21 protein-coding genes are annotated in these 23,827 nt (G+C 71.8%); 11 read left to right on the forward strand and 10 right to left on the reverse strand.

Annotated features, from left to right (window positions below):
* Nucleotides 1-80: 80 nt before the first annotated feature.
* From BM249_RS15150 to BM249_RS15180, 7 genes are all read right to left on the reverse strand, one after another.
* Nucleotides 81-2,312, reverse strand: a complete 2,232-nt coding sequence (locus BM249_RS15150) for a xanthine dehydrogenase family protein molybdopterin-binding subunit (protein WP_244528781.1) — start codon at nt 2,310-2,312, stop codon at nt 81-83.
* Nucleotides 2,313-2,314: 2 nt separating this feature from the next.
* Nucleotides 2,315-3,346, reverse strand: coding sequence for an FAD binding domain-containing protein (locus BM249_RS15155; protein WP_091973356.1), 1,032 nt, complete (start codon nt 3,344-3,346; stop codon nt 2,315-2,317).
* Nucleotides 3,343-3,876 (reverse strand): (2Fe-2S)-binding protein, encoded by a 534-nt coding sequence (locus BM249_RS15160; RefSeq protein ID WP_091973359.1) that lies wholly within the window; start codon nt 3,874-3,876, stop codon nt 3,343-3,345. Before BM249_RS15160 ends, BM249_RS15155 begins: the two co-directional genes overlap by 4 nt.
* A gap of 70 nt (nt 3,877-3,946) precedes the next feature.
* Nucleotides 3,947-4,336, reverse strand: a complete 390-nt coding sequence (gene copM, locus BM249_RS15165) for a CopM family metallochaperone (protein ID WP_091973516.1) — start codon at nt 4,334-4,336, stop codon at nt 3,947-3,949.
* A gap of 19 nt (nt 4,337-4,355) precedes the next feature.
* A complete protein-coding gene (locus BM249_RS15170) occupies nt 4,356-7,484 on the reverse strand; it encodes an efflux RND transporter permease subunit (RefSeq protein ID WP_091973362.1) in 3,129 nt (1,042 codons plus the stop codon).
* Nucleotides 7,485-7,496: 12 nt separating this feature from the next.
* Nucleotides 7,497-9,188 carry an efflux RND transporter periplasmic adaptor subunit gene (locus tag BM249_RS15175; RefSeq protein WP_091973364.1) on the reverse strand — a complete coding sequence of 564 codons (1,692 nt, stop codon included), beginning with the start codon at nt 9,186-9,188 and terminating at the stop codon, nt 7,497-7,499.
* Nucleotides 9,189-9,266: 78 nt separating this feature from the next.
* Nucleotides 9,267-9,665, reverse strand: coding sequence for a hypothetical protein (locus tag BM249_RS15180; RefSeq protein ID WP_091973367.1), 399 nt, complete (start codon nt 9,663-9,665; stop codon nt 9,267-9,269).
* A 95-nt stretch (nt 9,666-9,760) separates the two neighbouring features.
* Here BM249_RS15180 and cobF point away from each other — a divergent pair, with 95 nt between their 5' ends.
* Nucleotides 9,761-10,522 carry a precorrin-6A synthase (deacetylating) gene (gene cobF / locus BM249_RS15185; protein WP_091973370.1) on the forward strand — a complete coding sequence of 254 codons (762 nt, stop codon included), beginning with the start codon at nt 9,761-9,763 and terminating at the stop codon, nt 10,520-10,522.
* A gap of 249 nt (nt 10,523-10,771) precedes the next feature.
* Nucleotides 10,772-12,001: a COG3904 family protein gene (locus tag BM249_RS15190; protein WP_143103781.1), complete on the forward strand. Its 1,230-nt coding sequence runs from the start codon at nt 10,772-10,774 to the stop codon at nt 11,999-12,001.
* Here the strand turns inward: BM249_RS15190 and BM249_RS15195 are convergent.
* Nucleotides 11,998-12,564 carry a PAS domain-containing protein gene (locus tag BM249_RS15195; protein ID WP_091973376.1) on the reverse strand — a complete coding sequence of 189 codons (567 nt, stop codon included), beginning with the start codon at nt 12,562-12,564 and terminating at the stop codon, nt 11,998-12,000. The two genes, BM249_RS15190 and BM249_RS15195, sit on opposite strands and share 4 nt — an antisense overlap.
* 331 nt (nt 12,565-12,895) lie before the next feature.
* On the opposite strand from BM249_RS15195, the gene BM249_RS15200 reads away from it, so the two are divergent.
* The 9 genes from BM249_RS15200 to BM249_RS15240 all read left to right on the forward strand — a co-directional run bounded on the left by BM249_RS15200 (nt 12,896) and on the right by BM249_RS15240 (nt 22,180).
* Nucleotides 12,896-13,534 carry a ParA family protein gene (locus tag BM249_RS15200; RefSeq protein WP_091973379.1) on the forward strand — a complete coding sequence of 213 codons (639 nt, stop codon included), beginning with the start codon at nt 12,896-12,898 and terminating at the stop codon, nt 13,532-13,534.
* A complete protein-coding gene (locus BM249_RS15205; protein ID WP_091973382.1) occupies nt 13,518-13,844 on the forward strand; it encodes a ribbon-helix-helix domain-containing protein in 327 nt (108 codons plus the stop codon). Before BM249_RS15200 ends, BM249_RS15205 begins: the two co-directional genes overlap by 17 nt.
* Nucleotides 13,845-14,314: 470 nt before the next feature.
* The gene (locus tag BM249_RS15210; protein ID WP_091973385.1) at nt 14,315-15,724 is read left to right on the forward strand and encodes a septal ring lytic transglycosylase RlpA family protein; all 1,410 of its coding nucleotides are present in this window, start codon (nt 14,315-14,317) and stop codon (nt 15,722-15,724) included.
* Nucleotides 15,725-15,898: 174 nt separating this feature from the next.
* Nucleotides 15,899-17,098, forward strand: coding sequence for a D-alanyl-D-alanine carboxypeptidase family protein (locus BM249_RS15215; RefSeq protein WP_143103782.1), 1,200 nt, complete (start codon nt 15,899-15,901; stop codon nt 17,096-17,098).
* Nucleotides 17,099-17,108: 10 nt separating this feature from the next.
* Complete coding sequence (gene tmk, locus BM249_RS15220) at nt 17,109-17,786, forward strand: dTMP kinase (RefSeq protein ID WP_244528786.1); 678 nt, start codon at nt 17,109-17,111, stop codon at nt 17,784-17,786.
* Nucleotides 17,776-18,837 carry a DNA polymerase III subunit delta' gene (locus tag BM249_RS15225; RefSeq protein ID WP_091973392.1) on the forward strand — a complete coding sequence of 354 codons (1,062 nt, stop codon included), beginning with the start codon at nt 17,776-17,778 and terminating at the stop codon, nt 18,835-18,837. Before tmk ends, BM249_RS15225 begins: the two co-directional genes overlap by 11 nt.
* A 140-nt stretch (nt 18,838-18,977) precedes the next feature.
* Nucleotides 18,978-20,474, forward strand: a complete 1,497-nt coding sequence (gene metG, locus BM249_RS15230; protein ID WP_244528795.1) for a methionine--tRNA ligase — start codon at nt 18,978-18,980, stop codon at nt 20,472-20,474.
* Between the two features lie 44 nt (nt 20,475-20,518).
* A complete protein-coding gene (locus BM249_RS15235) occupies nt 20,519-21,298 on the forward strand; it encodes a TatD family hydrolase (RefSeq protein WP_091973397.1) in 780 nt (259 codons plus the stop codon).
* 78 nt (nt 21,299-21,376) lie between these two features.
* Nucleotides 21,377-22,180: an MBL fold metallo-hydrolase gene (locus tag BM249_RS15240; RefSeq protein WP_091973399.1), complete on the forward strand. Its 804-nt coding sequence runs from the start codon at nt 21,377-21,379 to the stop codon at nt 22,178-22,180.
* Between the two features lie 21 nt (nt 22,181-22,201).
* On the opposite strand, the gene BM249_RS15245 is transcribed toward BM249_RS15240, so the two are convergent.
* Nucleotides 22,202-23,038, reverse strand: a complete 837-nt coding sequence (locus tag BM249_RS15245) for an SGNH/GDSL hydrolase family protein (RefSeq protein ID WP_091973401.1) — start codon at nt 23,036-23,038, stop codon at nt 22,202-22,204.
* Nucleotides 23,039-23,457: 419 nt separating this feature from the next.
* A complete protein-coding gene (locus tag BM249_RS15250; protein WP_425284835.1) occupies nt 23,458-23,694 on the reverse strand; it encodes a hypothetical protein in 237 nt (78 codons plus the stop codon).
* Nucleotides 23,695-23,827: the final 133 nt, after the last annotated feature.

The raw sequence follows: 23,827 nt of genomic DNA on the forward strand, positions 1-23,827 counted from the left end.
TCGGGGAGACCGGGAGATAGGTCGCCGGCTACCCCGTCGACAGGTTCGCCCCCGTCGCGAGGGGCGCCCTGATTCTGTCCTCAGGTCAAAAGCTTGTCGAGGGTGATGGGGAAGTGACGCACCCGGACCCCCGTGGCGTGCCAGACGGCGTTGGCGATGGCGCCCGCCGTGCCGGTGATGCCGATCTCGCCGACCCCCTTGATGCCGAGGGGATTCACGTGCGGGTCGTGCTCCTCCACCAGAATCGCTTCCAGGGACGGCACGTCGGCGTTCACCGGCACGTGGTACTCGGCGAGATTGGGGTTCATCACCCGGCCGGAGCGCGTGTCGAGCACCGCGTGCTCGTGGAGCGCCAGGGACACGCCCCAGATCATGCCGCCGTAATACTGGCTGCGCACGAGGCGCGGGTTGACGATGCGCCCGGCCGCGAAGGCGCCGACCAGCCGCGTCACCCGGATCTGCCCGAGATCGGGATCGACCTTCACCTCGGCATAGACCGCCCCATGCGCATGCATGGCGTAGGTTTTGCGCGAGGCCGGTTCGCCCGCCCCCGTGCCCTTGGCCTCGACGGAAGCTTTGTCGGCGCGGGCGAGAATCTCCGAAAAGCTCTCCGAGCGAGTGGGATCGTCGCGGCGGGCGAGGCGCCCGTTCTGCGCCACCGTGCCGGCATTTCCGGCGCCGTAGAGGGGCGAGGCGCGGTCGTTCACCGCGAGGGCTTCGAGTTCGGCCAAAGCCGCCTGCGTCGCCGCATGGACGGCACTGCCGGCGGTGGCCGTCCCCGTGGAGCCGCCCGCGAGGCCGCCATTGGGCAGGTCCGACTCGCCGATGCGCAGGTCCACGGCGTCGAGGCCGAGTCCGAGCCCGTCGGCGGCGATCTGGGCGAGCACCGTCCAGGCGCCCTGGCCCATGTCCTGGGCGGCGGTTTCCACCAAAGCCGTGCCGTCGGCCCGGATCGTGGCGCGGGCCTCGCCCTGCATCATCCCGGCCGGATAGGTGGCCGTCCCCATGCCCCAGCCGACGAGGAGCCCGTGCGCGTCCCGCATCTGGCGCGGCTGCTTCGGGCGCTTGGCCCAGCCGAAGCGCTCGGCGCCCTGCGCATAGCATTCGCGCAGGGCCTTCGAGGAGAACGGCCGGTGGGTGATGGGCTCGACCTCGGCGTAGTTCCTAAGCCGCAGCTCCAGCGGGTCCATGTCGAGTTCGAGGGCGAGTTCGTCGAGCGCCGATTCCACCGCGACGCTGCCGGGCGCCTCGCCGGGGGCGCGCATGAATAGGGGCGTGCCGATATCGGCGCGCGAGACCGCGTGGGTCGTCGCGATGGCATCGGCCGCGTAGAGGTGGCGGGCGATGAGGCCGCAGGCTTCCACGAAGTCGTCGTGGCGGCTCGTCAGGGTCAGGGTGTGGTGGTCGAGGGCGGTCAGGCCGCCATCCGCCTTGGCACCGAGCTTGAGGGTCTGGCGCGTCGAGGCGCGGTGACCCACGGGGCCGAACATCTGCTCGCGCCGGGTCACGAGCTTCACCGGCCGCCCGACGAGTTTCGCCGCCATGATCCCGAGGATCTGCGGCGCGGCGATGAAGCCCTTCGAGCCGAAGCCGCCCCCGAGGAAATGGCTGACGATCCGGATGTTCTCGGGGGGAATCCCGAACAGCTCGGCGAGGCGTCCCTTGGCGATCCACAGGGCCTGGGTCGGCGTCTGCAGGGTGAGGCGGTCGCCGTCCCAGGCGGCCACGCTGGTGTGGGGTTCCAGCGCGTTGTGATACTGCGCCGCCGTCTCGTAGGTGGCCTCCAGGCGGGTGTCGGCGGCGGCCAGTCCGGCGGCGACGTCGCCCGCCCCTTCCTCCGTCGGCGAGCCGGCCCCGACGCTGCTGGGGGTGAAGATTTCGCCACCGCCGAGTTCCACCTCCGGCACTTCCGCATCGTAGCGCGGCGCCAGCAGGGCGGCGCCCTCGGTGGCAGCCTCCAGGGTCTCGGCGATCACCACCGCGATGGGCTGGTTGGCGTAGCGCACGCCCGCATTCTGCAGGAGGTCGAGGCGGAAGGTGAAGGGATTGTCCTTCTCGTCCGGGGATTTGGCGAGCGCCGGGGCGTTCTCGGGCGTCATCACGTCGACGACGCCCGGATGGGCTTTCGCCGCCGCGACGTCGAGGTGGGTGACCCGGCCCCGCGCGATGGTGCTCACCGCCATGACGGCGTGGAGCATCCCCTCGGGCTTGAAATCGGCGCTGTAGCGGGCCGCGCCCGTGACCTTGGCGGGGCCGTCGCGCCGGGTGAGGGGCTGGCCGATGGAGGCGCCGTGGCGCATGCGCTCACTCATGGTCAGGCTCCGAACGGGCTGGCGGGCAAGGCGGGGATGCGGGCCGGGGTGCCGGCCTGCGCCAGTGTCAGGGCGCGCACGACGATGCGGCGGGCGAGGTCGATCTTGGCGGCGTTGTCGCCGGATGGGCTCGCCCCCTGAAGCGCCGCGTCGGCGGCGCGTGCGAACAGTTCGGGGCTCGGGATCGCTCCGGCGAGCAGGGCCTCCGCCGCCCGCGCCCGCCAGGGTTTGAGGGCGACACCGCCCAGCGCGATGCGGGCCTGCCCGATGCGATCGCCCGCGAAGGTGAGGCCCACCGCCGCCGAGACCAGGGCGAAGGCGTAGGAGGTGCGCTCGCGGACCTTGAGGTAGCGGGAATGGGCGGCGAACGCCTTGGCTTCCGGGGGCAGCCGCACGGCGACGACGAGGTCGCCCGGGGCCAACTCGGTCTCGCGCTCGGGCGCGTCGCCGGGCAGGCGGTGGAAGCTCTCCAGGGGAATCTCGCGGCGCCCGGCCGGACCCTCGATCTCGACCACGGCATCGAAGCCGGCGAGGGGCACGCAGAAATCGGACGGGTGGGTGGCGATGCAATGCTCGCTCCACCCCAGGACCGCGTGGGTGCGCGTGACGCCCCCGATGGCGTCGCAGCCGGCGCCGGGCTGACGTTTGTTGCAGGCGCTCGCGGTGTCGTAAAAGTACTGGCAGCGGGTGCGCTGGAGGATGTTGCCGGCGGTGGTGGCGGCGTTGCGCAACTGCGCCGAGGCGCCCGACAGCAGGGCTTCGGCCACGGCCGGATACGCCTTCGCGAAGGCCGGATCGTGCGCCAGGGTCGCGTTGCGCACGAGGGCGCCGATGCGGGTGCCGCCGTCCGGCAAGGTCTCGATGGCATCGAGGCCGAAAATCCGAGAGATGTCGACGAGGCGTTCGGGGCGGGTGACGTCGCCCTTCATGAGGTCGAGGAGGTTGGTGCCGGAGGCGAGATAGGCGGCGCCCGCTGCGTGGGCCGCCACGGCCTCGGCGACGCTGCCGGCGCGGATATAATCGAACCGGTTCATGCCGCGTCCTCGCTGAGATGGCCGCCGGGCAGCACGTCGGGGGCGTTCATGGCGGCGTGCGCCGCCAGCACGGCCTCGGTGATGCCGGCGTAGGCGCCGCAGCGGCAGAGGTTGCCGCTCATGCCCTCGCGCACCCGCTCGGGATCGTCGCCCGCCTGCCCCTCCCGGATGAGGCCGACGGCACTCATGATCTGGCCGGGCGTGCAGAAGCCGCACTGATAGGCGTCGTGGTCCACGAAGGCGGCCTGGACGGGGTGGAGCACGTCGCCGTCGGCCAGCCCCTCGATGGTGGTGATCGACGCCCCGTCATGGCTCACGGCGAGCGCCAGGCAGGCATTGATCCGCACCCCGTCGAGGAGGATCGTGCAGGCGCCGCACTGGCCCCGGTCGCAGCCCTTCTTCGATCCCGTGAGGTCGAGGCGCTCGCGCAGGGCGTCGAGGAGGGTGACCCGCGCATCCTCGAGGACGAGGCTGCGGGGCACGCCGTTCACCGTCAGCGTGATGGGAAAGCCCGTGTCAGGAGAGTTCATGCCGGGTCGGCTCCGCGCGGCTTGACTGGAATGCCTCCAGATAGGGCTACGCGCGGAGGCGACCAGCCGGTCAGTGCGTCCCCTTGCGCTTCAGAATCGCCTGCATCTGCGCGATCTCGGCGTCCTGGGCCTGGACGATGCGCTCGGCGAGCGCCCGCACCTCCGGGTCCTTCGAGTATTGCAGCGCCACCTTCGCCATGGCGATGGCGCCCGCGTGGTGGGGAATCATACCGGCGGCGAAATCGCGGTCGACGTCGCCCGAATAGGCGATGTCCATGTCGCCGTGCATCCGCAGGTTCGCTTCGCGGAAGGCGCGGGTGGAGGCCGCCTCGGCACCCTTCTTCGCGGGTGGCTGCCCGTGATTGTCGACGCGGTGGTCGTGGCCCGCATGGTCGTCGTGGCCGAGGGCGGCGGTGCCGAGGGCGAGGACCGCGAGGGCTGCGGCGAGGGTGGTCTTCATCGTCATGGGAACTCCATCGTCAGAACAGGGCCGGGCTCGGCGCTTCGGTGGGGGACAGGGCCGGCTCCGGAGCGGCGGCGAGGCGGGCGAAGGCCGGGCCACCGAAGCGCAGGAGCAGGATCGGGGTGAGGACGGCGTCCAGCAGGGTCGCGCTGAAGAGCCCGCCGAAGATCGTCACCGCCACGGGGTGGAGGATCTCCTTGCCGGGCGCGGTGCCGTCGAGGAGCAACGGCACCAGGGCGATGCCGGCGGCAAGGGCCGTCATGAGCACGGGCACGAGGCGCTCCTGGCTCGCCCGCAGCACCAGGGCCGGGCCGAAGGGGATGCCCTCGGTGAGCCCGAGGTTGAGGGCGTGGCTGATCTTGAGGATGCCGTTGCGGGCGACGATGCCGGTGAGCGTCACGAAGCCGATCATCGAGGCGACGGAGAGGGGGAGGCCCGTCACCTTCAGGGCGACGACGCTGCCCATGAGGGCCAGCGGCACGTTGCCCATGACGATGAGGGCGAGCCGCCCCGAGCGGTAGCGGCTCGCCAGCAGGGCGAAGACGAGGGCGAGCGACACGAGGCTGAGGAGGCCGATGGTCCGCGTCGCTTCCCCTTGAGCCTGGAACGCCCCTTCGAGGCTTGCCGAGACCCCCTCGGGCAGCTTCGTCTCGGCGAGCATCCGCCCGATGGACGCCGCCACGGCCGAGCCGTCCGATCCCGGCACGGTGTTGGCCTGGATGACGAGGCGCCGCCGGCCGTTCTCGCGAAGAATCTGGTTGGGGCCGTCGCGCTCGGTGATGTCGGCCAGGGCATGGGCCGGCACCCAGCCCGTCGGCGTCTCGATGAGGAGGTCGCGCAGGGCCGTGACGGAGCGGCCGGATTCCGGCAGCCGCACGGTGACGTCGAAACGGCGCAGGCCGTCCACCAGGGTCGAGACCACGCGACCGTTGGCGAGGCGACTGACCGCATCCACCACGGCGTTCGGGGCGATGCCGTAGAGGGCGGCCCGGCCGCCATCGACGCGGACGTCGAGCTGCGGGATGCGGACCTGCTTCTCGATGGCGAGATCCGCGAGCCCCGGAATCGTCTCGAAGCGCGTCTTCAGATCCTCGGCCGTGCGGCGCAGGGTGTCGAGATCCTCGCCGAACAGCTTCACGGCGATCTCGGCCCGCACCCCCGACAGCATGTGATCGAGGCGGTGGGAGATCGGCTGCCCGACATTCACCGAGACCGGCAGCACCCCGAGGCGGGCGCGGATGTCGGCGACGACGCTGTCGCGGGGGCGGCCGCCCGGCTTGAGGCCGATTTCGAGGTCGGAAGAGTGGACGCCCTCGGCGTGTTCGTCGAGTTCGGCCCGGCCCGTGCGGCGTCCGACGCGGTCGACTTCCGGGATGTCCATGACGAGCCCCTCCGCGATGGCGCCGATGCGGCTCGATTCGGCGAGGGATATGCCCGGCGTGAAGGCGAGGTTGACGGTGAACGAGCCCTCGTTGAACGGCGGCAGGAACACCCGCGGCAGGCCCATCGCCCCATGGACCGCGAGGCCGACGCCGAGGAGGGCGGCGGCCATCACCACCCCCTGGTGGCGCAGCGCCCCCCGGACGAGGCGGGCATTCCCGGCCTTCAGCCCTCGGACGAGGCGGCCTTCGGGCGCCTCCAGGCTCCTGAGGCCGGGCAGCAGCCAGGAGGCCAGCGCCGGCGTCAGGGTGAGGGAGACGAGAAGGCTCGACAGGATCGCGATGATGTAGGCTTGGCCGAGGGGCGCGAACAGCCGGCCCTCGATGCCCGACAGGGCGAAGAGCGGGACGAAGACGAGGCAGATGATGGCGGTCGCGTAGACGATCCCGGAGCGTACCTCGTTCGAGGCCGCCACGATCACGGCGAAGGCCGGGCGGGGGGCGCCGGCGTGCCGGTTCTCGCGCAGGCGCCGCAGGATGTTCTCCACGTCCACCACGGCGTCGTCCACGAGTTCGCCGATGGCGATGGCGAGGCCGCCCAGCGTCATGGTGTTGATGGAGAGGCCGAGGGCGGAGAAGATCGCCGCGGTGGCCAGGATCGAGACGGGGATCGCCGCGAGGGAGATGAGGGTGGTGCGGGCGTTCATCAGGAACGCGAACAGCACCACGGCCACCACCGCCACGGCCTCGCACAGCACCCGCACGACGTTGCCCAGCGAGGTCTCGATGAAGTCCGCCTGCCGGAACAGGATCTTCCGCGCTTCGATGCCGTTGGGCAGGGCCGGGGCGATTTCGGCGAGCGCCGCCTCCACCGTGCGGGTGAGGCGCACGGTGTCGATGCCGGGCTGCTTCTCCACGGAGACGATGACGGCGGGTTTTCCCATATAGCCGCCGTCGCCGCGCTTCGGCCGGGGCGCGAAGGCGATGTCGGCCACCTGCCGCAGGTAGACCGGCCCACCGGGCGTCGGTACCACGAGGCCGCTGAGATCCGCGAGGTCGGTGGTGCGGCCCACCGCCCGGATCAGCACCTCGCGGGCGCCCGCCTCGGTGAAGCCGCCGCCCGCATTGGTGCCGAAGCCTTCCAGCGCCTTCGCCAGGGCCTCGTTCGTGACGCCGAGCGCCCGCATGGCGGCGGGGTTCGGGGCGACGCGGAACTGGCGCACTTCACCGCCGATGGGGATCACCTGGGCGACACCCGGGATCGACAGGAGGCGCGGCCGGATCGTGAAGTCGGCCGTCTCGCGCAGCTGCATGGCGGAGGCGGTCTCGCCCGTGACGGCGACGAGGAGGATGCCGCCCATGATCGATGAGACCGGCCCCATCTGCGGATTGACGGTCGCGGGCAGTTCCGTGCGGGCGAGCGCCAGGCGCTCGGCCACGAACTGGCGGGCCCGGAACAGGTCGGCCGACCATTCGAACTCCACCGTGACGATGGACAGGCCGATGCCGGAGACCGAGCGCACGCGGGTGACGCCGGGCAGGCCGTTCATCCGGGTCTCGATGGGGTAGGTGACGCGCTGCTCCACCTCCGCGGGGGCGAGCCCTTCGGCCTCCGTCATCACCGTGACGGTGGGGCGGTTGAGGTCGGGCAGCACGTCCACGGGCAGGCGGGTCAGGGCCAGTACGCCCGTGAGGACGAGGGCGGCGGCCAGCGCCAGCACGAGGAGGCGGTTGCGCAGGGATTGCGCGACGATGGTCTCGAACATCGGAGCGCGCCTTCAGCGGATCTGGTCGAGAAGTTCGGCGCCCTGCACCACGACGCGGCGGCCCGCCGCGAGGCCGTCGGCCACGAGGACCCGGTCGGCATCGAGGGCTTCGGCCCGCACGGCGCGGGCGATGAAGCGTTCGGCGCTGACGTGCTCGTAGACGAGGCTCGTGGCTTCGTGGCGCACGAGGCCGCCGCGCGGCAGGGCCAGGCCCTCGCGCGGGCCGCCGGTGGGCGCCAGCACGGTGACGAACTGGCCGAGCCGCAGGCCGCCGGTCTCCCCCGTGATGGCGAACTGGACGGGGACGGCCTGATTGCGGTCGGCCAGCCCCGCGCCGCGATAGGCGAGGGTCAGGCTCGCGCCGTCGCCGAGGCGGGCGGTGGCGGCGCTGCCCTCGTCGAGGGCGGAGAAGCTCAGGGCCTCGACCCAGAGCTTGCCCGGATCGACGATGCGGTAGACCACCGTACCGGGGGCCGCCATGGCGCCGGCCACGGCGCCCGTCTCGGCGATGACCCCGTCCACGGGGGCCACCAGGGCTTCGGGCTCGCGCCGGACGGCGTCGAGGGCGGCGCGGCGGTCGCGCAGGCCGTCCAGTTCTGAGCGGGCATCGTCGAGCTGGGTCCGGGCCACGGCGCCCGTGGTGGCGAGGCGCTCGAAGCGGTCGACCCGGCGCATCAGGATCGCGATCTGCTGGTCGAGCTCGCCCTGGCGCTGGCGCATGTCGGACACGTCCACGGCCTGGACCGGGGGCGTCACGACGGCCAGGACGTCGCCGCGCCGCACGCGGGTGCCGAGGCGCGGAAAGCCGCCCGGCGGCGGGGCGAGGCGGCCGCCGACGGAGGATTGTACCACGCCGCTGGCGTTGGGATCGGCGATGATCCGGCCGGGCAGTTCCGTCACGCGGGCGACGTTGGCGAGGGCGGTGCGGTCCGTCCGCAGGGCGAGGAGCCGCTGCAGGGATTTGGGGACGAACACCGAGCCGTCGGGCAGGCGGCGGGCGCGTTCGGGGGCGCCGGGCGTGAGGGCAGCCGGCAAGGGAGCGGCAGGAAGGGCGGCGGCGTGGCCACCGTCCGCGTGTCCCTCATGCGCGCGGGCGGTGCCGCCGAGAACCAGGGTCGCCGTGACGGCCAGGAGGGCGAGGACCGGGACGGTTCGGCGGCCGCGCACGGTCGAGAGGACCGCGAGCCCGAGGAGGAATCCGGCGGCGGTGGCGAGGGGGTTCTGCCGGCGCAGGATCTCGGCGAGTGTCGGGGTGGCCGCGCCCGTGCTCGCCGTGGCGGCCGGGGCCTCGTCCAAATCGAGGTCGAGGCTCAGGATGTCGGTGGCGCCGTTCGCGGTGACGCCCACCAGGAGGTCGTTGTGGGTGCTGCCCTTGGCCCAGGGGAGGGGGAGGCGATACGTGCCGGGCGCCGTCTCGACGGCCTTGCGGCGCGGCTGGCCTTCCAGGGACACGGCGAGGCCGGCGCCCGCCACGGGGGCGTTGGTGGCGACGTCATCGAGGTAGAAGACGAGATCCGCGCCCAAGACCACGGCCACGAGTTCGAACCGCTTCGAGACGGCCTCGGCACGGGGGGCGGCCGCCACGGGCGCGGGCGGCGGCTCGGCCCCGTGGTCGTGGCCCTCATGGGCGAATACGAGTGCGGGGAGGGTGAGAAAGCAGGCGAGGGCGAGCGCGCGCAGGGCGGCCATGGGAACGAGGAGCATGAAAAGTCTTTCGCCGACGGAACACGGAACGGCGCCCCCGAACCGCGCGCGGCGGCTCGACGGGGACGCGCGAAGGCGTCAGGCGAAGGATCTCGGGGGTTCGGGCAGGGCTTCGGGCACCACGTCCGTCCGCGCCGGAAAGGCCCGGGGCAGGGCGCGGCCCGCCGGGTCGCGGGGCGGCAGGGCCGCCTGCGGATCGGCCGCGAGGGCGGCGCCGGTGCAGCAATGGGTGCCGGGGGCGCGGCAGCAGGCCCCGTCGCAGGGGCGGGCGAGGCCGGTCTCCGGGCTTGCCTGGACCGTCGCGGCGGTGACGGATTTCGTCACGGTCGCGAGGGTGGTGGGAGCGGCCACGGAGGGGCGGCCCGGTCCGCCATGGGCATGGCCCGCATGCGCCTCTGCTCCGGACGGCATGAGGCCGGCGGCGATCAGAACGATCGTCGCCACGAGCCAGAGTGCCAGGGTGCGGGCGCAGGTCATGACGGCGAAGCCATAGCACGGGCGGCGCCCCGGCGACAGACGGATCGTTCTCGCTTAATCGAAGGCGACGATTCCCAACCCAAGGACCCCACACGGTGCGAACCCTGCGCGTCATCGGCATCGGCGCCGGCAATCCCGAGCACGTCACCGTGCAGGCCATCCGCGCCCTCAACACCGTCGACGTGGTGTTCGTCCTCGACAAGGGCAGCGAGAAGGCGAGCCTCGTCGCCCTGCGCCACGAGATCTGCCAGCGCTACATCACCGAACGGCCCTACCGCTTCGTCGAGGCGCGGGACCCCGAGCGCGACCGCAACCCCGCCGATTACGGGGCGACGGTGGAGGCGTGGCACGCCGCCCGGGCGGTCCTGTACGAGGCGATGATCGCGGGCGAACTCGGCCCCGGCCAATGCGGCGCCTTCCTGGTCTGGGGCGATCCCGCCCTCTACGACAGCACCCTGCGGATCATCGAGCGCATCGTGGCGCGCGGCCGCGTGCCCTTCACCTACGACGTGATCCCGGGGATCAGCAGCGTCCAGGCGCTCGCCGCCAGCCACCGCATCGCCCTCAACCGCATCGGCGCCCCCGTCCACATCACCACGGGCCGGCAGATCGCCGACGGCCTGCCGCCCGGCGCCGACACCACCGTGGTGATGCTCGACGGGCATCCGCGCTTCGACCACCTCGATCCCGATCTCACGATCTACTGGGGCGCCTATCTCGGGACACCGGACGAAATCGTCCTGTCCGGGCGCCTCGGCACCATCGCCGATACCATCGGCCGGACCCGCGCGGAGGCCCGCGCCCGTCACGGCTGGATCATGGACACCTACTTGCTGCGAGTGCCCGGCGAGGGGTGATCGGTTCGGGGTGCCCCCAACGCCCTGTTCCTGCGGCATAGTCGCCCGGGCCTCGGAACGAAATCGCCCCCGATCGGGGTGCGGCGAAAAATCGATCCGTCCCGGTGCGCCGCCGCAGGTGCCGTCTCCTCTCGGGGTCTTCCCTTGGACGTCGCCACCGGGTTGCGCGGCGGTGGGGGGATTTTCCGGAGCCCGGCCGGGGGCGATCATCGGTCCCGCGCATCGGGTCGATGCGCCGGAGGACCGGAGATGGCGGAAACGGTGGGACGGGGCGGGAGACGCCTGCGGCGGGTGATCGGGGCGGGGGCCGTCTGCCTCGTCCTCGGTGCCGCCCTCGCCTGCCTCGACCGTCAGGCCGTCGCGGCCCTGCCCCCGTTGCCCCAGGACGGTCTCGACGCGGAGGCATCCACCGCCCCCGCCCGCGTCACCCTCGGACCCCGGGGCCGCGACATTCGCCTCGCCGGGGAACTGGGGGAGGGGACGGCGGAGCGCCTGCGGCGTCTTCTCGCCGCCAATCCCGGGGTGGAGCGCCTGCACCTCACCAGCGAGGGCGGGCTCGTGGAGGAGGGGCAGGCCATCGGCGACCTCGTGGCGGCCCGGGGGCTCGCCACCTACGTGCCCGATTACTGCGTCTCGGCCTGCACCCTCGCCTTCGTGCGCGGCAGCCGGCGCTACCTCGTGGAGGGCGGGCGCCTCGGCTTCCACGCCCCCTACGAGGCCGGTCCGTCCGGCCGGATCGTCCAGGCGGACGGTGTGCCCGAACGGGCGGCCTACCTCGCCGCCGGCCTCGATCCGGCCTTCGTCGCGCAAGCCCTGGCGACGCCGTCCGAGGATCTGTGGGTGCCCGAGCCCGGGCGGCTCCTGGCCGCCCACGCCGTGACCGACACCGTCGACACCGGGCGGTTCCCCGATTCGACCCTCGACGACGATCCGAGCCCGGCCGGCGCGCGGGCGGCGGTCCTGCGCCTGCTCCCGGTCCTTGAAATGACCCCCGGTGCGGGGATTGCTTCCTCGGTCGACGGGTTGGCGGCCTGGTACGCGGAGGCCTACGGCGCCGGACATTCGGAGGCCGACAACGTCGCGGGCCTGCGCCGCCGTGCCGCCCTCGGGATCGCGCAGGCCCTGGGCCGGGCCGACGCGGCCACGGTTCTGGCGGCCGGGCGGTTTCTCCTGCGGGCCATGCTGGCGACCCGCGACACGGATCGCAGCCTGTGCGCGCGGATCGGGGCGGGGGCCGATCTCGTCGCAGCCGGGGAGGCCGTGGGCGATGGCGCGGAGGCGACGGCGCTGACGGCGCGGATCGGAGCTTTCACCGTGCCCGTGGTTCCGCCCGAATCGGCGCGCGGGCGCGGCTGCGCATCCGAGATCGACGCCTATACCCGCGCCCTGGCCCGGTCTCCGGCGCAGGCGGCCGAGTCCGTCCGGACCCTGGTGCTGCGGGCCGGCGCATCCGTGCGCGAGGCGTCCGCCCTGCCCTAATGCCGTCGCTCGCCCGCCCTGCCCTGGAGATGGTGGGCGAGTTCGTGGCCGATCTCCCGAATGAGGCCTTCGAGGAGCCGGGCGAGGGCGGGGCGGTGGAGGTGGCCGGCGAGACCCTGCAGGGCGATGGCGTGCTCGGCCATGCGGTTCACGGCGTTCTGGGCCGGCCGGTCGAGGCCGCCTTCGTGGGTGAGATCGAGGGCGATGCCGCGCCCGTGCCGGGGCTGTCCCATTCCGTCGCACGCGATCCGTCCGCGCCAGGAGAGGGTGCGCCCGCCCCGCGCCGTGCGGAAGGCCACGTCGAACGGCGTGCCGCCCACGATGGCGGCGTGGACGGTGTTCTCGACGCGGGCACGGTCCGCGCCGTGAACGCCGTCGAGGAGTTCGGCCAGGGACAGGCCGGAGGCCGCATCCGCCGGATCGAGGCCCATCCCCTCCGCCAGGTCACCCGAGAGCAGGAGGCGGTCCGCCCGGATGTCGTAGGTCCACAGGCCGATCACGCCGGAGGCGACCAGGGCCGCCTGCACGTCATCGCCATCCGCCGTGAGCGTGAGCAGAGACATGATCCTCCTGGGGCGGGACGGGCCGGGGTGCTGAATTTACCTGAGGTTTGTCCGATGCCGGACGGGTTCCTCCGGTTTCACCGCAGGCTAAGGCGAAAGCGCCATTTCGAGAAGGGGGGAGGTTGCGCTTTTATCGATCAAAATCAACCTCAGATTGGCAGTGGGGGAGGGGGTGGCCGTGTGTCGGATGCTGCGGCGCAAGACGGCCTTTAAGGGTTGATTAACCATGATGGATCAGACCCGATGGAGTCATCCTTGCGTCACAGGACAGCCCGGCGCCGCCGGTCCCTTGGAGGCCAGGACGGACCGCGAGCCGGGAAGGGGCGCTAGGATGAAGGCCATCACGTTCGTCACGCAGAAGGGGGGGAGCGGCAAGAGCACCCTGTGCATCTCGCTCGCCGTCGCCGCCCAGGAGCGCGGGCTCTCCGTCTGCATCCTGGAGATGGATCGTCAGGCCACCATCTCCGACTGGCTCGACCACCGCACCGCCGACGGCCCGGAGGTCGCTCAGATCGACGCCACCCAGATCGACGCCGTCATGGCCCAGCTGCGCGAGTCGTCCTACGATTACGTGTTCATCGACACGCCGGGCGTCGATTCCGCCGGCACCCTCTCGGCGATCCGCGCGGCCGATCTCTGCATCATCCCGTGCCGGCCGACGCCCGCCGATCTGCGCGCCTTCAAGCCGACCCTGGCCGCCGTCTATCGCCTGGAAAAGAAGTTCGCCTTCGTCCTGAACCAGACCCCGCCCCGCTCCTACCGCATCCGCGACGCGGCCGACGGTCTCGCGGTGCTGGGCATCCTGCCCGACGTCAACATCGTCGCCCGCACGGACCATCAGGACGCCATCGGGGTCGGCCAGGGCGTCACTGAGTTCAACCCGAAGGGACAGGCGGCGGGCGAGGTGCGCAAGCTCTGGACCTGGATCGAGAAGCGGATGCAGGTCTCGAAGCATGTCAAAGCCGCCTAAACCGGGTCTCGTCCGGCCGAATCTCGCCTCCATCGTCGCGGCCTCGACCGCGACGAGCCGCCCCCTGCCCAGCGCCGAGATCGTCAAGCTCGACGTCGGGACGCCCCGCTCGCGGCCCAGCACCACCCTCAAGGAGCGGGCACGACAAATGTCCGTCTACCTCGAGCCGCCGGTCTACGATCAGCTGCGCGACATCGCCCATGCCGAGCGCGCCAAGATGCACGGCCTCATGCTCGAGGCCCTCGACCTGCTGTTCAAGCAGCGCGGCGCCCGCTCCATTCGACACCTCACGGACGGCGATTCCCGCTGACGGCCTGGGGGGCGGGCATCCGGGCCTGGGGTCCGCTCCGGGGGCGCCTTCCGGCGATCCGTTGCGCGGAGCGTCCGCCGGGATCGAGGGGATGCCGGATCGGGGCCGAAAGGACGGATCGCGGGCCGGTTTCGTGAGAGACACTTATGCGCCGATCCTGATCCTGCGGTGCAGCCGGAAAGCCGGATCTCGGGGAGGCGGCCCGACCGTTCCGACGAGGGGTTTTTCTGAACGCCATCAAGGGCGTGTGGGGGGGATCTGAAGGGGATGCATGATCCCCCATCGGCCCTCCCCCGATCCGATGTCCGAGCGATCCTGTCCGTTTCCTTCAGCCTTCGTTTACGCAGGTGCGACAAACCTCTGTGTCCCGAGGCGGCGCCCGTTCGCGCCGTTCCGGGCACCCGGCGGGCCTTGCCGTCCTCGGTCGCGGGTGTGTGTGCGTGCGGGAGGCGGCGGGGCGGATCATCGGGATGACGCGTTCGACGAAGGCCGGTCTCATGTCCGGTTTGCCGGCCGGCACGCCCTGGCGAATCCTCGGCGTCTGCGCCGTGGCCCTCGCCACCGCCAACTGCGCCCAGACTCCCCAGCAGCCCCTCGCGGGCCCCACGGGCTCGGGCATCGACCCGAAATACGGGGTCAAGGCAAGCCCGCGCCTCTACAACGAGGGCGACGTGATCCCGAAGGGCGGCGGCCGGCGCTTCTCGGGCAAGCCCTACGTGGTGGCCGGGCGCACCTATGTGCCGCGTGAGAACGCCAAGGGTTACGTCCGCGAGGGGTTGGCCTCCTGGTACGGCGCCGCCTTCCATGGGCGCATGACCGCCAACGGCGAGGTGTTCGACCGCCATTCCATCGCCGCCGCGCACCCGACCCTACCCCTGCCGAGCTACGCCCGCGTCACGAACCTCGCCAATCATCGCTCGATGATCGTGCGGGTGAACGATCGTGGGCCGTACCATGCCGACCGCGTCATGGACGTGTCGGAGGAGGTGGCCCAGGCCCTCGAATTCCATCGCAGCGGCACCTCCCGCGTGCGGGTCGAGTATGTCGGCATGGCCTCCACCGCCGGCAGCGACGATCGCAAGCTGCTCGCCACCCTGCGGACGGATGGCCGGCCCGCCGCCATCGGAGGTCCGTCCCCGATGATGCTGGCCGATCTCGGCCCCGATGCCGCAGAGCCCCCGTCGCGCGTGTCCGCCCCGTCGGAGCCTTCGGCTGGCGAGCGTTTCAACCGAAACCGCTCGGCCCTGGCGTTCAAGCCCGCCGCCGAGGACGCACCGGAGGAGGCCGAGACCGCGCGTCCGGCCCGCCCCGCCCCGGTGCTCATGGCCCGGGCCGCCGGCGTCGCCGTGCCCGCCGCCCTCCAGCCCACCGCCGCCCGCGAGACGTCGTTCAAGCCCGTCGCCCCGGTCCGGGTCGCTTCCATCGCCCCGGCCCCGGCCTCCCGGTCGCCGACTCACGGATCGGACGGCCCACACCGGACCGGAGGTCGGATGCCCGCCATCGGGCAGCCCCTGACCCGCACCGCCGCCGCCTGGGCGCCGCCCCCGCCGCCCGGCAAGGCGACCGCGAAGGCCGGCGCCTCCAGCTCGACCACTGTTTCGGTCAAGGCGATGGCATCCGCGAAGGCGTCCGGTCCCGGTCAGGGGGCGGTGCCCAAGGCGAGTCCCAAGGCCCTCGCCGCCGCGCCACCGGTCGCCGCCAGGCCGACCGGATCGGCGAAGGCCGCGCCCGCGCGGGCTCCCGTCCTCGCCTCCGCGCCGCCCGCGAAGGGCGTCGCCGCGAAGGCCCCGGTCGTCAAGGTCGCATCCGAGAAGGGCGCCGCGAAATCCGGCACCGCCACGGCGAAGCCGACCCGCGCACGGATCGCCGAGGCGCGCTGAGCGTTCGCCGCCGAACGGCCGCGTGACCGAGCGGATGCGCGTCGACCGGTCGCGGCCGGTCGGGATACGGTGCGGCGCAGCGGATTGGGGTTCGATCTCCCCCCGGATTCCTGTATCGTCACGCTTGAGCGGCGGGGGGCTGGGGATTCCGGTCCGAATGGTGTGAGGCGAGTGATGCGCGCGACGATTCTCGACGCGACCCGGACGGCCCTGCTCTGCGGGGTGCTCGCCCTGTCCGCCCTGGGCGGGGCGCGAGCCCAGAGCTTCCAGACGGCGGCGCCGCACGCGATCCTCGTCGACGCGGATTCGGGTTCGGTGCTGTTCGAGAAGGGCGCCGATGACCCCTTCTCCCCGGCCAGCATGGCCAAGCTGATGACCACCGAGATCGTGTTCAACGAGATCCGGCAGGGCCGGCTCACCATGGATTCGGAGTTCCAGATCACCGAGGATGCCTGGCGCCGGGGCGGGGCGGGGGGCGGCGGCTCGTCGATGTTCGCCCAGCTCAACAGCCGCATCAAACTGTCTGACCTCCTGCGCGGGCTCATCGTCCAGTCGGGCAACGACGCCGCCATCGCCATCGGCGAGGGCATCGCCGGCTCGGAGGAGAATTTCGGGCGGATGATGACGGCGCGGGCGAAGGAGATCGGTCTGACCCGCTCGACCTTCCGCAACGCCACGGGCTACGCCGCGCCCGACCAGAAGGTGACCGCGCGCGATCTCTCGAAGCTCGCCCTGCACCTCATCGACACCTATCCCGATCTGTACAAGATCTTCTCCGAGCGCGAGTTCACCTGGAACAAGATCAAGCAGCAGAACCGCAATCCGCTCCTCGCCCTCGACATCGGCGCCGACGGATTGAAGACCGGGTATCTCGAGGAATCCGGCTACGGTCTCACGGGCTCGGCGGTGCAGAACGGCCAGCGCCTCATCATGGTGGTGAGTGGTTTGAAGACCGCCCGCGACCGGGCGGCGGAATCCCGCAAGCTCATGGAATGGGGGTTCCGCGCCTTCGAGCCGCGACAGGTCTTCACGGCGGGCGAGACCGTGGCCGACGCCTCGGTCTATGGCGGCGCCCAGGGCAGCGTCCCGCTCGTGGCGAAGAAGCCCGTGCGGGTTCTGCTGCCGCGCGGCACCGGCGACCGGATCACCGCCAAGGTGGTGTATGACGGTCCCCTGGTCGCGCCCGTGGAGGAGGGGCAGGCCATCGGCCGCCTGAAAATCATGCGCGGCGACACCCAGGCCCTCGACCAGCCGCTCTATGCCGGCGCGTCCGTGGCGGCGGGCACGATTCCCCAGCGCGCCCTCGACGCCGCCATGGAGGTCGGCACCGGCCTGTTCCGCCGCGCCTTCGAGAAGGTCGGCGCCAAATCGTGACGGGCGAACCGTGACCGGGACGACAGGGGCGTTCATCACCTTCGAGGGCGGGGAGGGGGCCGGGAAATCCACCCAGGTCCGGCGCCTCGCCGCGCGCCTGCGCACCGGCCACCCCGTGGTGGTGACGCGCGAGCCCGGCGGCTCGCCCAAGGCCGAGGCGATCCGCGCGGCCCTGCTGTCGGGGGTCGCGAAGCCCTACGGCCCCTTCGCCGAGGCCCTGCTGTTCTCCGCCGCCCGCATCGACCACCTCGATACCCTGATCCGCCCGGCCCTCGCCCGGGGCGAGACGGTGCTGTGCGACCGGTTCGCGGATTCGACGCGGGCCTACCAGGGCGCGGCCGGCGGCCTCGCCCCCGACCTGGTGACGAGCCTCGAGCGGGTCGTCGTCGGTCCGACCCGCCCGGACCTCACCCTCATCCTCGACCTCGACCCGGCCCTCGGCCTCGCCCGCGCCGCCAAGCGTTCGGCCGAGGGCGCCGAGGCCGGTCCCGACCGGTTCGAGGCCGAGGCGTTGGCCTTCCACACCCGCCTGCGCGACGCCTTCCGGGCCATCGCGGCCGCCGAGCCGGGGCGCTGCGTGCTCATCGACGCGAGCGCCGAACCGGAGGCCGTGGAGGCGGCGATCCGGACCGCCGTGACGGCGCGATTGCCCCGCCTTCTCGGGGAGGCGCACGGCGATGCGGCCTGAACGCCTACCCGAGGACGTCGAAGCCGGCGACCTTCCGAACATCCCCCGTCCCCGCGATCAGGCGGGGTTCGTCGGCCACGGGCAAGCCGAGGCCGCCCTCATGGAGGGGATCGGGGCGGGGCGTCTGCATCACGCCTGGCTCATCGGCGGCCCGCGCGGCATCGGCAAGGCGACCTTGGCCTATCGCGTCGCCCGCTGGCTCATCGCCAACCCGGAGCCCGGCACCGCGCCCCGGACGTTCGACGTCGATCCGGATCACCCGGCGGCGCGACAGGTCGCGGCCCTGTCGCACCCCAACCTCGTCGCCCTGCGTCGGATCCGGCCGCCGACGGCGAAAACCCTGGCGACGAAGATCTCCGTGGATGCGGCGCGCGGCGCCCTCGCGCTGTTCGGCTCCACCGGCGGCACGGCGGGCTACCGCATCTGCATCGTCGACAGCGCCGAGGACCTGAACGCCAACAGCGCCAACGCGCTCCTGAAGATGGTGGAGGAGCCGCCGCCCCGCTGCCTGTTCCTCATCGTCAGCCACGCGCCGGGCCGGCTGCTGCCGACGATCCGGTCGCGCTGCCGGGCCCTCACCCTGCGCCCACTGGCCGAGGCCGACATCGCCCGGGTGGTGACGGGATTTCCGCAGCCCTTCGTCCAGCCGGAGCCGGACGCCCTCGCCCGGGCCATCGCCCTCTCGGAAGGCTCCGTGGCGCAGGCGCTCGCGATGCTGGAGCCCGCCACCGCCAACCTCGTGGCGGAGGTCGAGACCCTGCTCGCCCGCCTCGACCACCCGGACTGGCGCCGCATCCTGGCGCTCGCGGAAAAGCTCTCGGGGCGCGACGCCGACGACCTGTTCACCGCCAGCCTCGACACGGTGTTCCGCTTCGTCTCGGCCGAACTCGACCGGCGGGCCCACGAGGACCCCGCCCGCCTTGCGGCCCTGGTCGAGGTGTGTGACAAGATCGCCCGCGCCGCGCGGGAGGCCGCGACCTACAATCTCGACCGCCGGCCGCTGGTCCTGTCCCTGTTCGGAGACCTCGCCGGCGCCGTGCGCGCGGCTTGAGCCGGACGGACCCTCATCGCGATTCGTCCCGTGATCCTTTTGAACCCTGCCTCCGGGGAACCTTCGACGTGACCGACCCGGCTTCCGAAAAAACCTTCGGCATCACCACCGCGATCTCCTACCCCAACGGCGCGCCGCATATGGGCCACGCCTACGAGGTGATCGCCACGGATGCGTTCGCGCGCTTCAAACGCATCGACGGCTACGACGTGCTGTTCTCCACGGGCACGGACGAGCACGGCCTCAAGATTCAGCAGACGGCTGCCAAGGCCGGGATCAGCCCCCGCGACCTCGTCGACGACATGGCCGCCCGCTTCAAGGCCATGGCCGAGGCGCTGAACTGCTCCCACGACCGCTTCATCCGCACCACCGAGCCGGAGCACTATGCCGCCGCCCAGGAGCTGTGGCGCCGGATGGAGGCCAATGGCGACATCTACCTGTCGAAATACGCCGGCTGGTACTCCGTGCGCGACGAAGCCTACTACAACGAAGACGAGACGGAGATCGGCCCCGACGGGGAGCGCCGCGCCCGCGAGACCGGCACGGCCGTGACCTGGATGGAGGAGGAGAATTTCCTCTTTCGCCTCTCCGCTTACGGGGATCGGCTCCTGGCGCTCTATGAGGCGCAGCCCGATTTCATCGGCCCCGAGACCCGGCGCAACGAGGTGGCAAGCTTCGTCCGCTCCGGCCTCAAGGACTTTTCGGTGAGCCGCACCAATTTCGACTGGGGCGTGCCGGTGCCGGGGCATCCCGATCACGTCATGTACGTGTGGGTCGATGCCCTGACGAACTACCTCACGGTGACGGGATTCCCGGACGAGTCGGACGCGCGGAAGAAGTTCTGGCCAATGGACCTGCACGTCATCGGCAAGGACATCGTGCGCTTCCACGCCGTCTATTGGCCGGCCTTCCTCATGTCGGCCGGTCTGCCCCTGCCCAAGCGCGTGTTCGGCCACGGCTTCCTGCTCTCCAAGGGCGAGAAGATGTCGAAGTCGCTGGGCAACGTCGTCGACCCCATGACCCTCGCGGCCACCTACGGGGTCGACGCCCTGCGCCACTTCGTCCTGCGCGAGGTCCCCTTCGGCGGCGACGGCAACTACACCCACGAGGCCATCGTCACCCGTTACACGGCGGACTTGTCGAACGGGCTGGGCAACCTCGCGCAGCGCTCGCTCTCGATGATCGCCAAGAACCTCGGCGGCCTCATCCCGGAGCACGGCGACTTCACGGACGACGACCGCGCCCTTCTGGCTCTCGCCGATGCCCTGCCGAGCGCCGTCCGCGAGGCCATGGACCGGCTCGCCCCGCACACGGCGCTGGCCGAGATCTGGGCGGTGGTGACGGCCTCGGACCGTTACTTCGACGCCCAGAAGCCCTGGGTGCTGCGCAAGACCGACCCGGTGCGCATGGCCGCCTCCCTCTACGTGGTGGCCGAGACCCTGCGGGCCATCGCGATCCTGGTGCAGCCGTTCATGCCGGACTCGGCGGGAAAACTCCTCGATCTCCTGGCCGTGCCGGCGGACTGCCGCCGCCTCGCCGATGTGGGGGAGGGGGGGCGCCTCGTCCCCGGCACCCCGCTCCCCGCCCCCGTCGGGCTGTTCCCGCGCTACGTCGAACCGGAAACGACGGCGGGCTGAGGGCGCCGCCGAAGCCGCGCCGGTCGAGAACCATCGAGTCTAGAATGCTGGTCGATAGTCACTGCCACCTCGATTTTCCGAACTTCGCCGAAGATCTGCCGGGCGTCCTCGCCCGCGCCAGGCAGGCGGGCGTGACCCGCATGGTCACCATCTCGACGCGGGTGGCGAAGGCGAACGTCTACGCGGCCCTGTCGGAGGCGCACCCCGAGATCTGGCACACGATCGGCACCCATCCGGACGGGGCCGGGGACGAGCCCGATGTGCCGACCGAGACCATCGTGGGGCTCAGCCGGCATCCGCGCTGCGTCGGCATCGGCGAATCCGGCCTCGATTTCCACTACGACAACGCCGCCCCGGAGGCGGTGCAGGAGCGGGTGTTCCGCCGCCACATCGCGGCGGCCCGCGAGACCGGCCTGCCCCTCGTCATTCATTCCCGCGCCGCCGATGCCGAGATGGAGGCGATCCTCGTCGACGAGATGGGGCAGGGGGCCTTCACCGCCGTGCTGCACTGCTTCTCGTCCGGGGCGCGTCTGGCCGAGGTCGGGGTCGAACTCGGGCTCTACGTGTCGTTCTCCGGCATCGTCACGTTCCGGCGCTCGCAGGAGCTGCGGGCCATCGCGCTGTCCGTGCCGCGCGACCGCCTGCTGGTGGAGACCGACGCTCCGTTCCTGGCGCCCGAGCCGCACCGGGGCCGCACCAACGAGCCGGCCTACACCGCCGACACGGCGCGGTCCCTCGCCAAGACCCTCGACATGGCGTTCGAGGAGTTCGCCGCCCTCACCACCGCCAACTTTCACCGCCTGTTCCACAAGGCCGCCGCCTGACGCGGGCAGGGGCTGGAGCGGAGGAGGGGGCGTGACAGGCCCCTGCCCCCTCCGATACCAACGGAGCCGGAGGGTGCGATGGGTTCCTTGACGTTGACGATCCTCGGCTGCGGCTCGTCGGGCGGCGTGCCCCGCGTCGCCTATGGCTGGGGCGCCTGCGATCCGGCCGAGCCGAAGAACCGGCGGCGGCGCTGCTCCCTTCTCGTGGAGCGGGGCGGGCCGGGCGACGGCACCACCGTCCTCGTCGACACCTCGCCGGACCTGCGCGAGCAACTCATCGGGGCCGGGGTGAAGCGCCTCGATGCGGTGCTGTTCACCCACGCCCATGCCGACCACACCCACGGCATCGACGATGTCCGCCCCCTCGTGATCCACATGCACCAGCGCATCCCGGTCTATGCCGATGCCCTCACCCGCACGCTCCTGGAGCGCCGCTTCGGCTACTGCTTCGTGACGCCGCCGGGCAGCGACTATCCGCCGATTCTCGACCTGAACAGCCTCGCGGCGGGGGAGAGCGTGACGGTGGAGGGGGCGGGCGGCGCCGTGACGGCCCTGCCCTTCGCCATGGAGCACGGCAACGAGGCGGCGCTCGGGTTTCGTTTCGGTTCGGCCGCCTATGCCCCCGATGTCAGCCTGATGCCGGAGGCGGCGCAGGCGCGGCTGCACGACCTCGATCTTCTCATCATCGACGCCCTGCGGGAGACGCCGCACCCGACGCACTACTCGGTCTCGGACGCCCTGGCACTCATCGAGACGGTGCGGCCCCGCCGCGCCGTGCTGACCAATCTCCACACGGATCTCGACTACGCCACCCTGGCGCGCAAGCTCCCGGCCCACGTGGTGCCGGCCTATGACGGGTTGAGCCTGACGGTGGATGCGTGATGCGGGAGGAGGGCGGTCCGGTCAGTTCCGGGCCGGAGCGTCTTCGGCCAAGCCGGCATTGACGAGGATCTGGGCCGAGGCGGCCTTGGCGAGCTGGTCGTAGCCCGCATCGGTCATGTGGAGGCCGTCCGGGCCGATCATCTGCGTCGGCGTGAGCAGGCCCTTGGCCACCCAGGCGCGCATGAGGGCATTGCGGCGGATCACCGGCACGCCGAGTTCCGTCGCGACCTCGTGCAGGGCCGTGCCGTAGCGCTCCGATCCGGCGGTGCCGGACAGGCGCTTGCACCATTGTTGATCCATGAGGATCACGTCCGCGCCCGTGGCGCGGATCGCCAGGATGCCGGCGCGGGTGAGTTCGGCGAAGCGCTCGACGCTGACGCCGGTCATCGGGTCGTTGCTGCCCGTCTGCCACACGACGAGATCGGGCTTCTCCGCCAGGACGTCGCGCGCGAGACGCTGGGCCATGGCCTCGGAATCGTCGCCGCCCTTGCCCCGGTTGATCACCGTGACCGACTGGTGGCCGGCCTTGCCGAGACGCGCCTCCAGATCCTCCTGCAGCTGCGCCGGATAGGCCGAGGCCGGCGAGGAGGCGCCGATGCCCTCCGTGGAGGACGATCCGAAGGCCACGATGCGGATGTCCCTGCCCTCGGCGACGAGGCCGGCGACGCGCGGCAGGCGCGCTAGGGTGCGGGCATGAAGGGCCGGGCGGCCCGAGAAAGCCGGCCGCACCGGCGCGGGCGCGTCCAACCCAACATGGAGGACGGGAAGCGGGGCCGGCTCGGACCAGGCCGGGGCACACAGGGCCGTCAGGGTAAGGCCGAGGACCGGAACGAGGGAGACACGCGCGGGGATCGACATCACGTTCGCTTCGCTGGGCTGTCAGAACGGTCCACGCCCGGCAAGGCGGTGCGACCGTATAAATTATTTCTTGAGCCAAGATTATGACGAAGGCGAGGGCGTTAACGATCTCCATGGCACAATGTGCCCCGTTTGTCCGAGTTATGCCCCGAACCCCGGGCTCAAGATGAATCCCGGGTTCATCGTGGAGGGCTCCGAAGGCCCTCAGGAACCCCCCTGCCCCCTGATTCTGTCAGGGATAGTTCCATAATATATCTTATGCGAACGCCATGGGTTCGCTCCGGGAGGTCCGGTCGGGGCCCGGTCGGCACCCGCTCGGCGGCCTCCGACCAAGCCTCCCGCCCGGTCGGAGCGCCCTCGCCCGTCGGTCCGCGACCGCTTGGGTCGGGCGGGCGCCGGATCAGAGCCGGAGTTCGATATCAGAGCCGAAGTTCGATCCGATCCGCCGAGAGCACCACGGCATCGGGTCGGTGCTCCGTGGCGTCGGTGGCGTAGTGCAGCGCGTCGGCGCGCGTCCGGAACAGGCCCCCGGCCAGCCCGTGGATTTCCGTGGCGACCCAGAATCCCTGCGGGTCCTGGCCGACGACGAACCGGGATGGCGCACGGATCGCAGGATTCGGGGTGAGGGGGATGGCGACGGGCATCGGACTGGGCATGGATCGGCCGGGGTTCGCGCGATCCGCTACTGGGACCGCATCCGTCATCTGCACCAGCGCGCATAAGGGTTCGAGGCGGACCGGGGCGCGATGAGATGAGGAAACCATCAGGAACGGTCCCGTCTTCCGCGGA

Origin of the sequence: Methylobacterium gossipiicola (assembly GCF_900113485.1) — a bacterium.
GTDB classification, from domain to species: domain Bacteria; phylum Pseudomonadota; class Alphaproteobacteria; order Rhizobiales; family Beijerinckiaceae; genus Methylobacterium; species Methylobacterium gossipiicola.

Coding starts and splice junctions, on each gene's coding strand:
- BM249_RS15150 (WP_244528781.1), bottom strand. CDS start 2,312: ATGAGTGAGCGCATGCGCCACGGCGCCTCCATCGGCCAGCCCCTCACC.
- BM249_RS15155 (WP_091973356.1), bottom strand. CDS start 3,346: ATGAACCGGTTCGATTATATCCGCGCCGGCAGCGTCGCCGAGGCCGTG.
- BM249_RS15160 (WP_091973359.1), bottom strand. CDS start 3,876: ATGAACTCTCCTGACACGGGCTTTCCCATCACGCTGACGGTGAACGGC.
- copM (WP_091973516.1), bottom strand. CDS start 4,336: ATGAAGACCACCCTCGCCGCAGCCCTCGCGGTCCTCGCCCTCGGCACC.
- BM249_RS15170 (WP_091973362.1), bottom strand. CDS start 7,484: ATGTTCGAGACCATCGTCGCGCAATCCCTGCGCAACCGCCTCCTCGTG.
- BM249_RS15175 (WP_091973364.1), bottom strand. CDS start 9,188: ATGCTCCTCGTTCCCATGGCCGCCCTGCGCGCGCTCGCCCTCGCCTGC.
- BM249_RS15180 (WP_091973367.1), bottom strand. CDS start 9,665: ATGACCTGCGCCCGCACCCTGGCACTCTGGCTCGTGGCGACGATCGTT.
- BM249_RS15190 (WP_143103781.1), top strand. CDS start 10,772: ATGGCGGAAACGGTGGGACGGGGCGGGAGACGCCTGCGGCGGGTGATC.
- BM249_RS15195 (WP_091973376.1), bottom strand. CDS start 12,564: ATGTCTCTGCTCACGCTCACGGCGGATGGCGATGACGTGCAGGCGGCC.
- BM249_RS15200 (WP_091973379.1), top strand. CDS start 12,896: ATGAAGGCCATCACGTTCGTCACGCAGAAGGGGGGGAGCGGCAAGAGC.
- BM249_RS15205 (WP_091973382.1), top strand. CDS start 13,518: ATGTCAAAGCCGCCTAAACCGGGTCTCGTCCGGCCGAATCTCGCCTCC.
- BM249_RS15210 (WP_091973385.1), top strand. CDS start 14,315: ATGACGCGTTCGACGAAGGCCGGTCTCATGTCCGGTTTGCCGGCCGGC.
- BM249_RS15215 (WP_143103782.1), top strand. CDS start 15,899: ATGCGCGCGACGATTCTCGACGCGACCCGGACGGCCCTGCTCTGCGGG.
- BM249_RS15225 (WP_091973392.1), top strand. CDS start 17,776: ATGCGGCCTGAACGCCTACCCGAGGACGTCGAAGCCGGCGACCTTCCG.
- metG (WP_244528795.1), top strand. CDS start 18,978: ATGGGCCACGCCTACGAGGTGATCGCCACGGATGCGTTCGCGCGCTTC.
- BM249_RS15235 (WP_091973397.1), top strand. CDS start 20,519: ATGCTGGTCGATAGTCACTGCCACCTCGATTTTCCGAACTTCGCCGAA.
- BM249_RS15240 (WP_091973399.1), top strand. CDS start 21,377: ATGGGTTCCTTGACGTTGACGATCCTCGGCTGCGGCTCGTCGGGCGGC.
- BM249_RS15245 (WP_091973401.1), bottom strand. CDS start 23,038: ATGTCGATCCCCGCGCGTGTCTCCCTCGTTCCGGTCCTCGGCCTTACC.
- BM249_RS15250 (WP_425284835.1), bottom strand. CDS start 23,694: ATGCCCAGTCCGATGCCCGTCGCCATCCCCCTCACCCCGAATCCTGCG.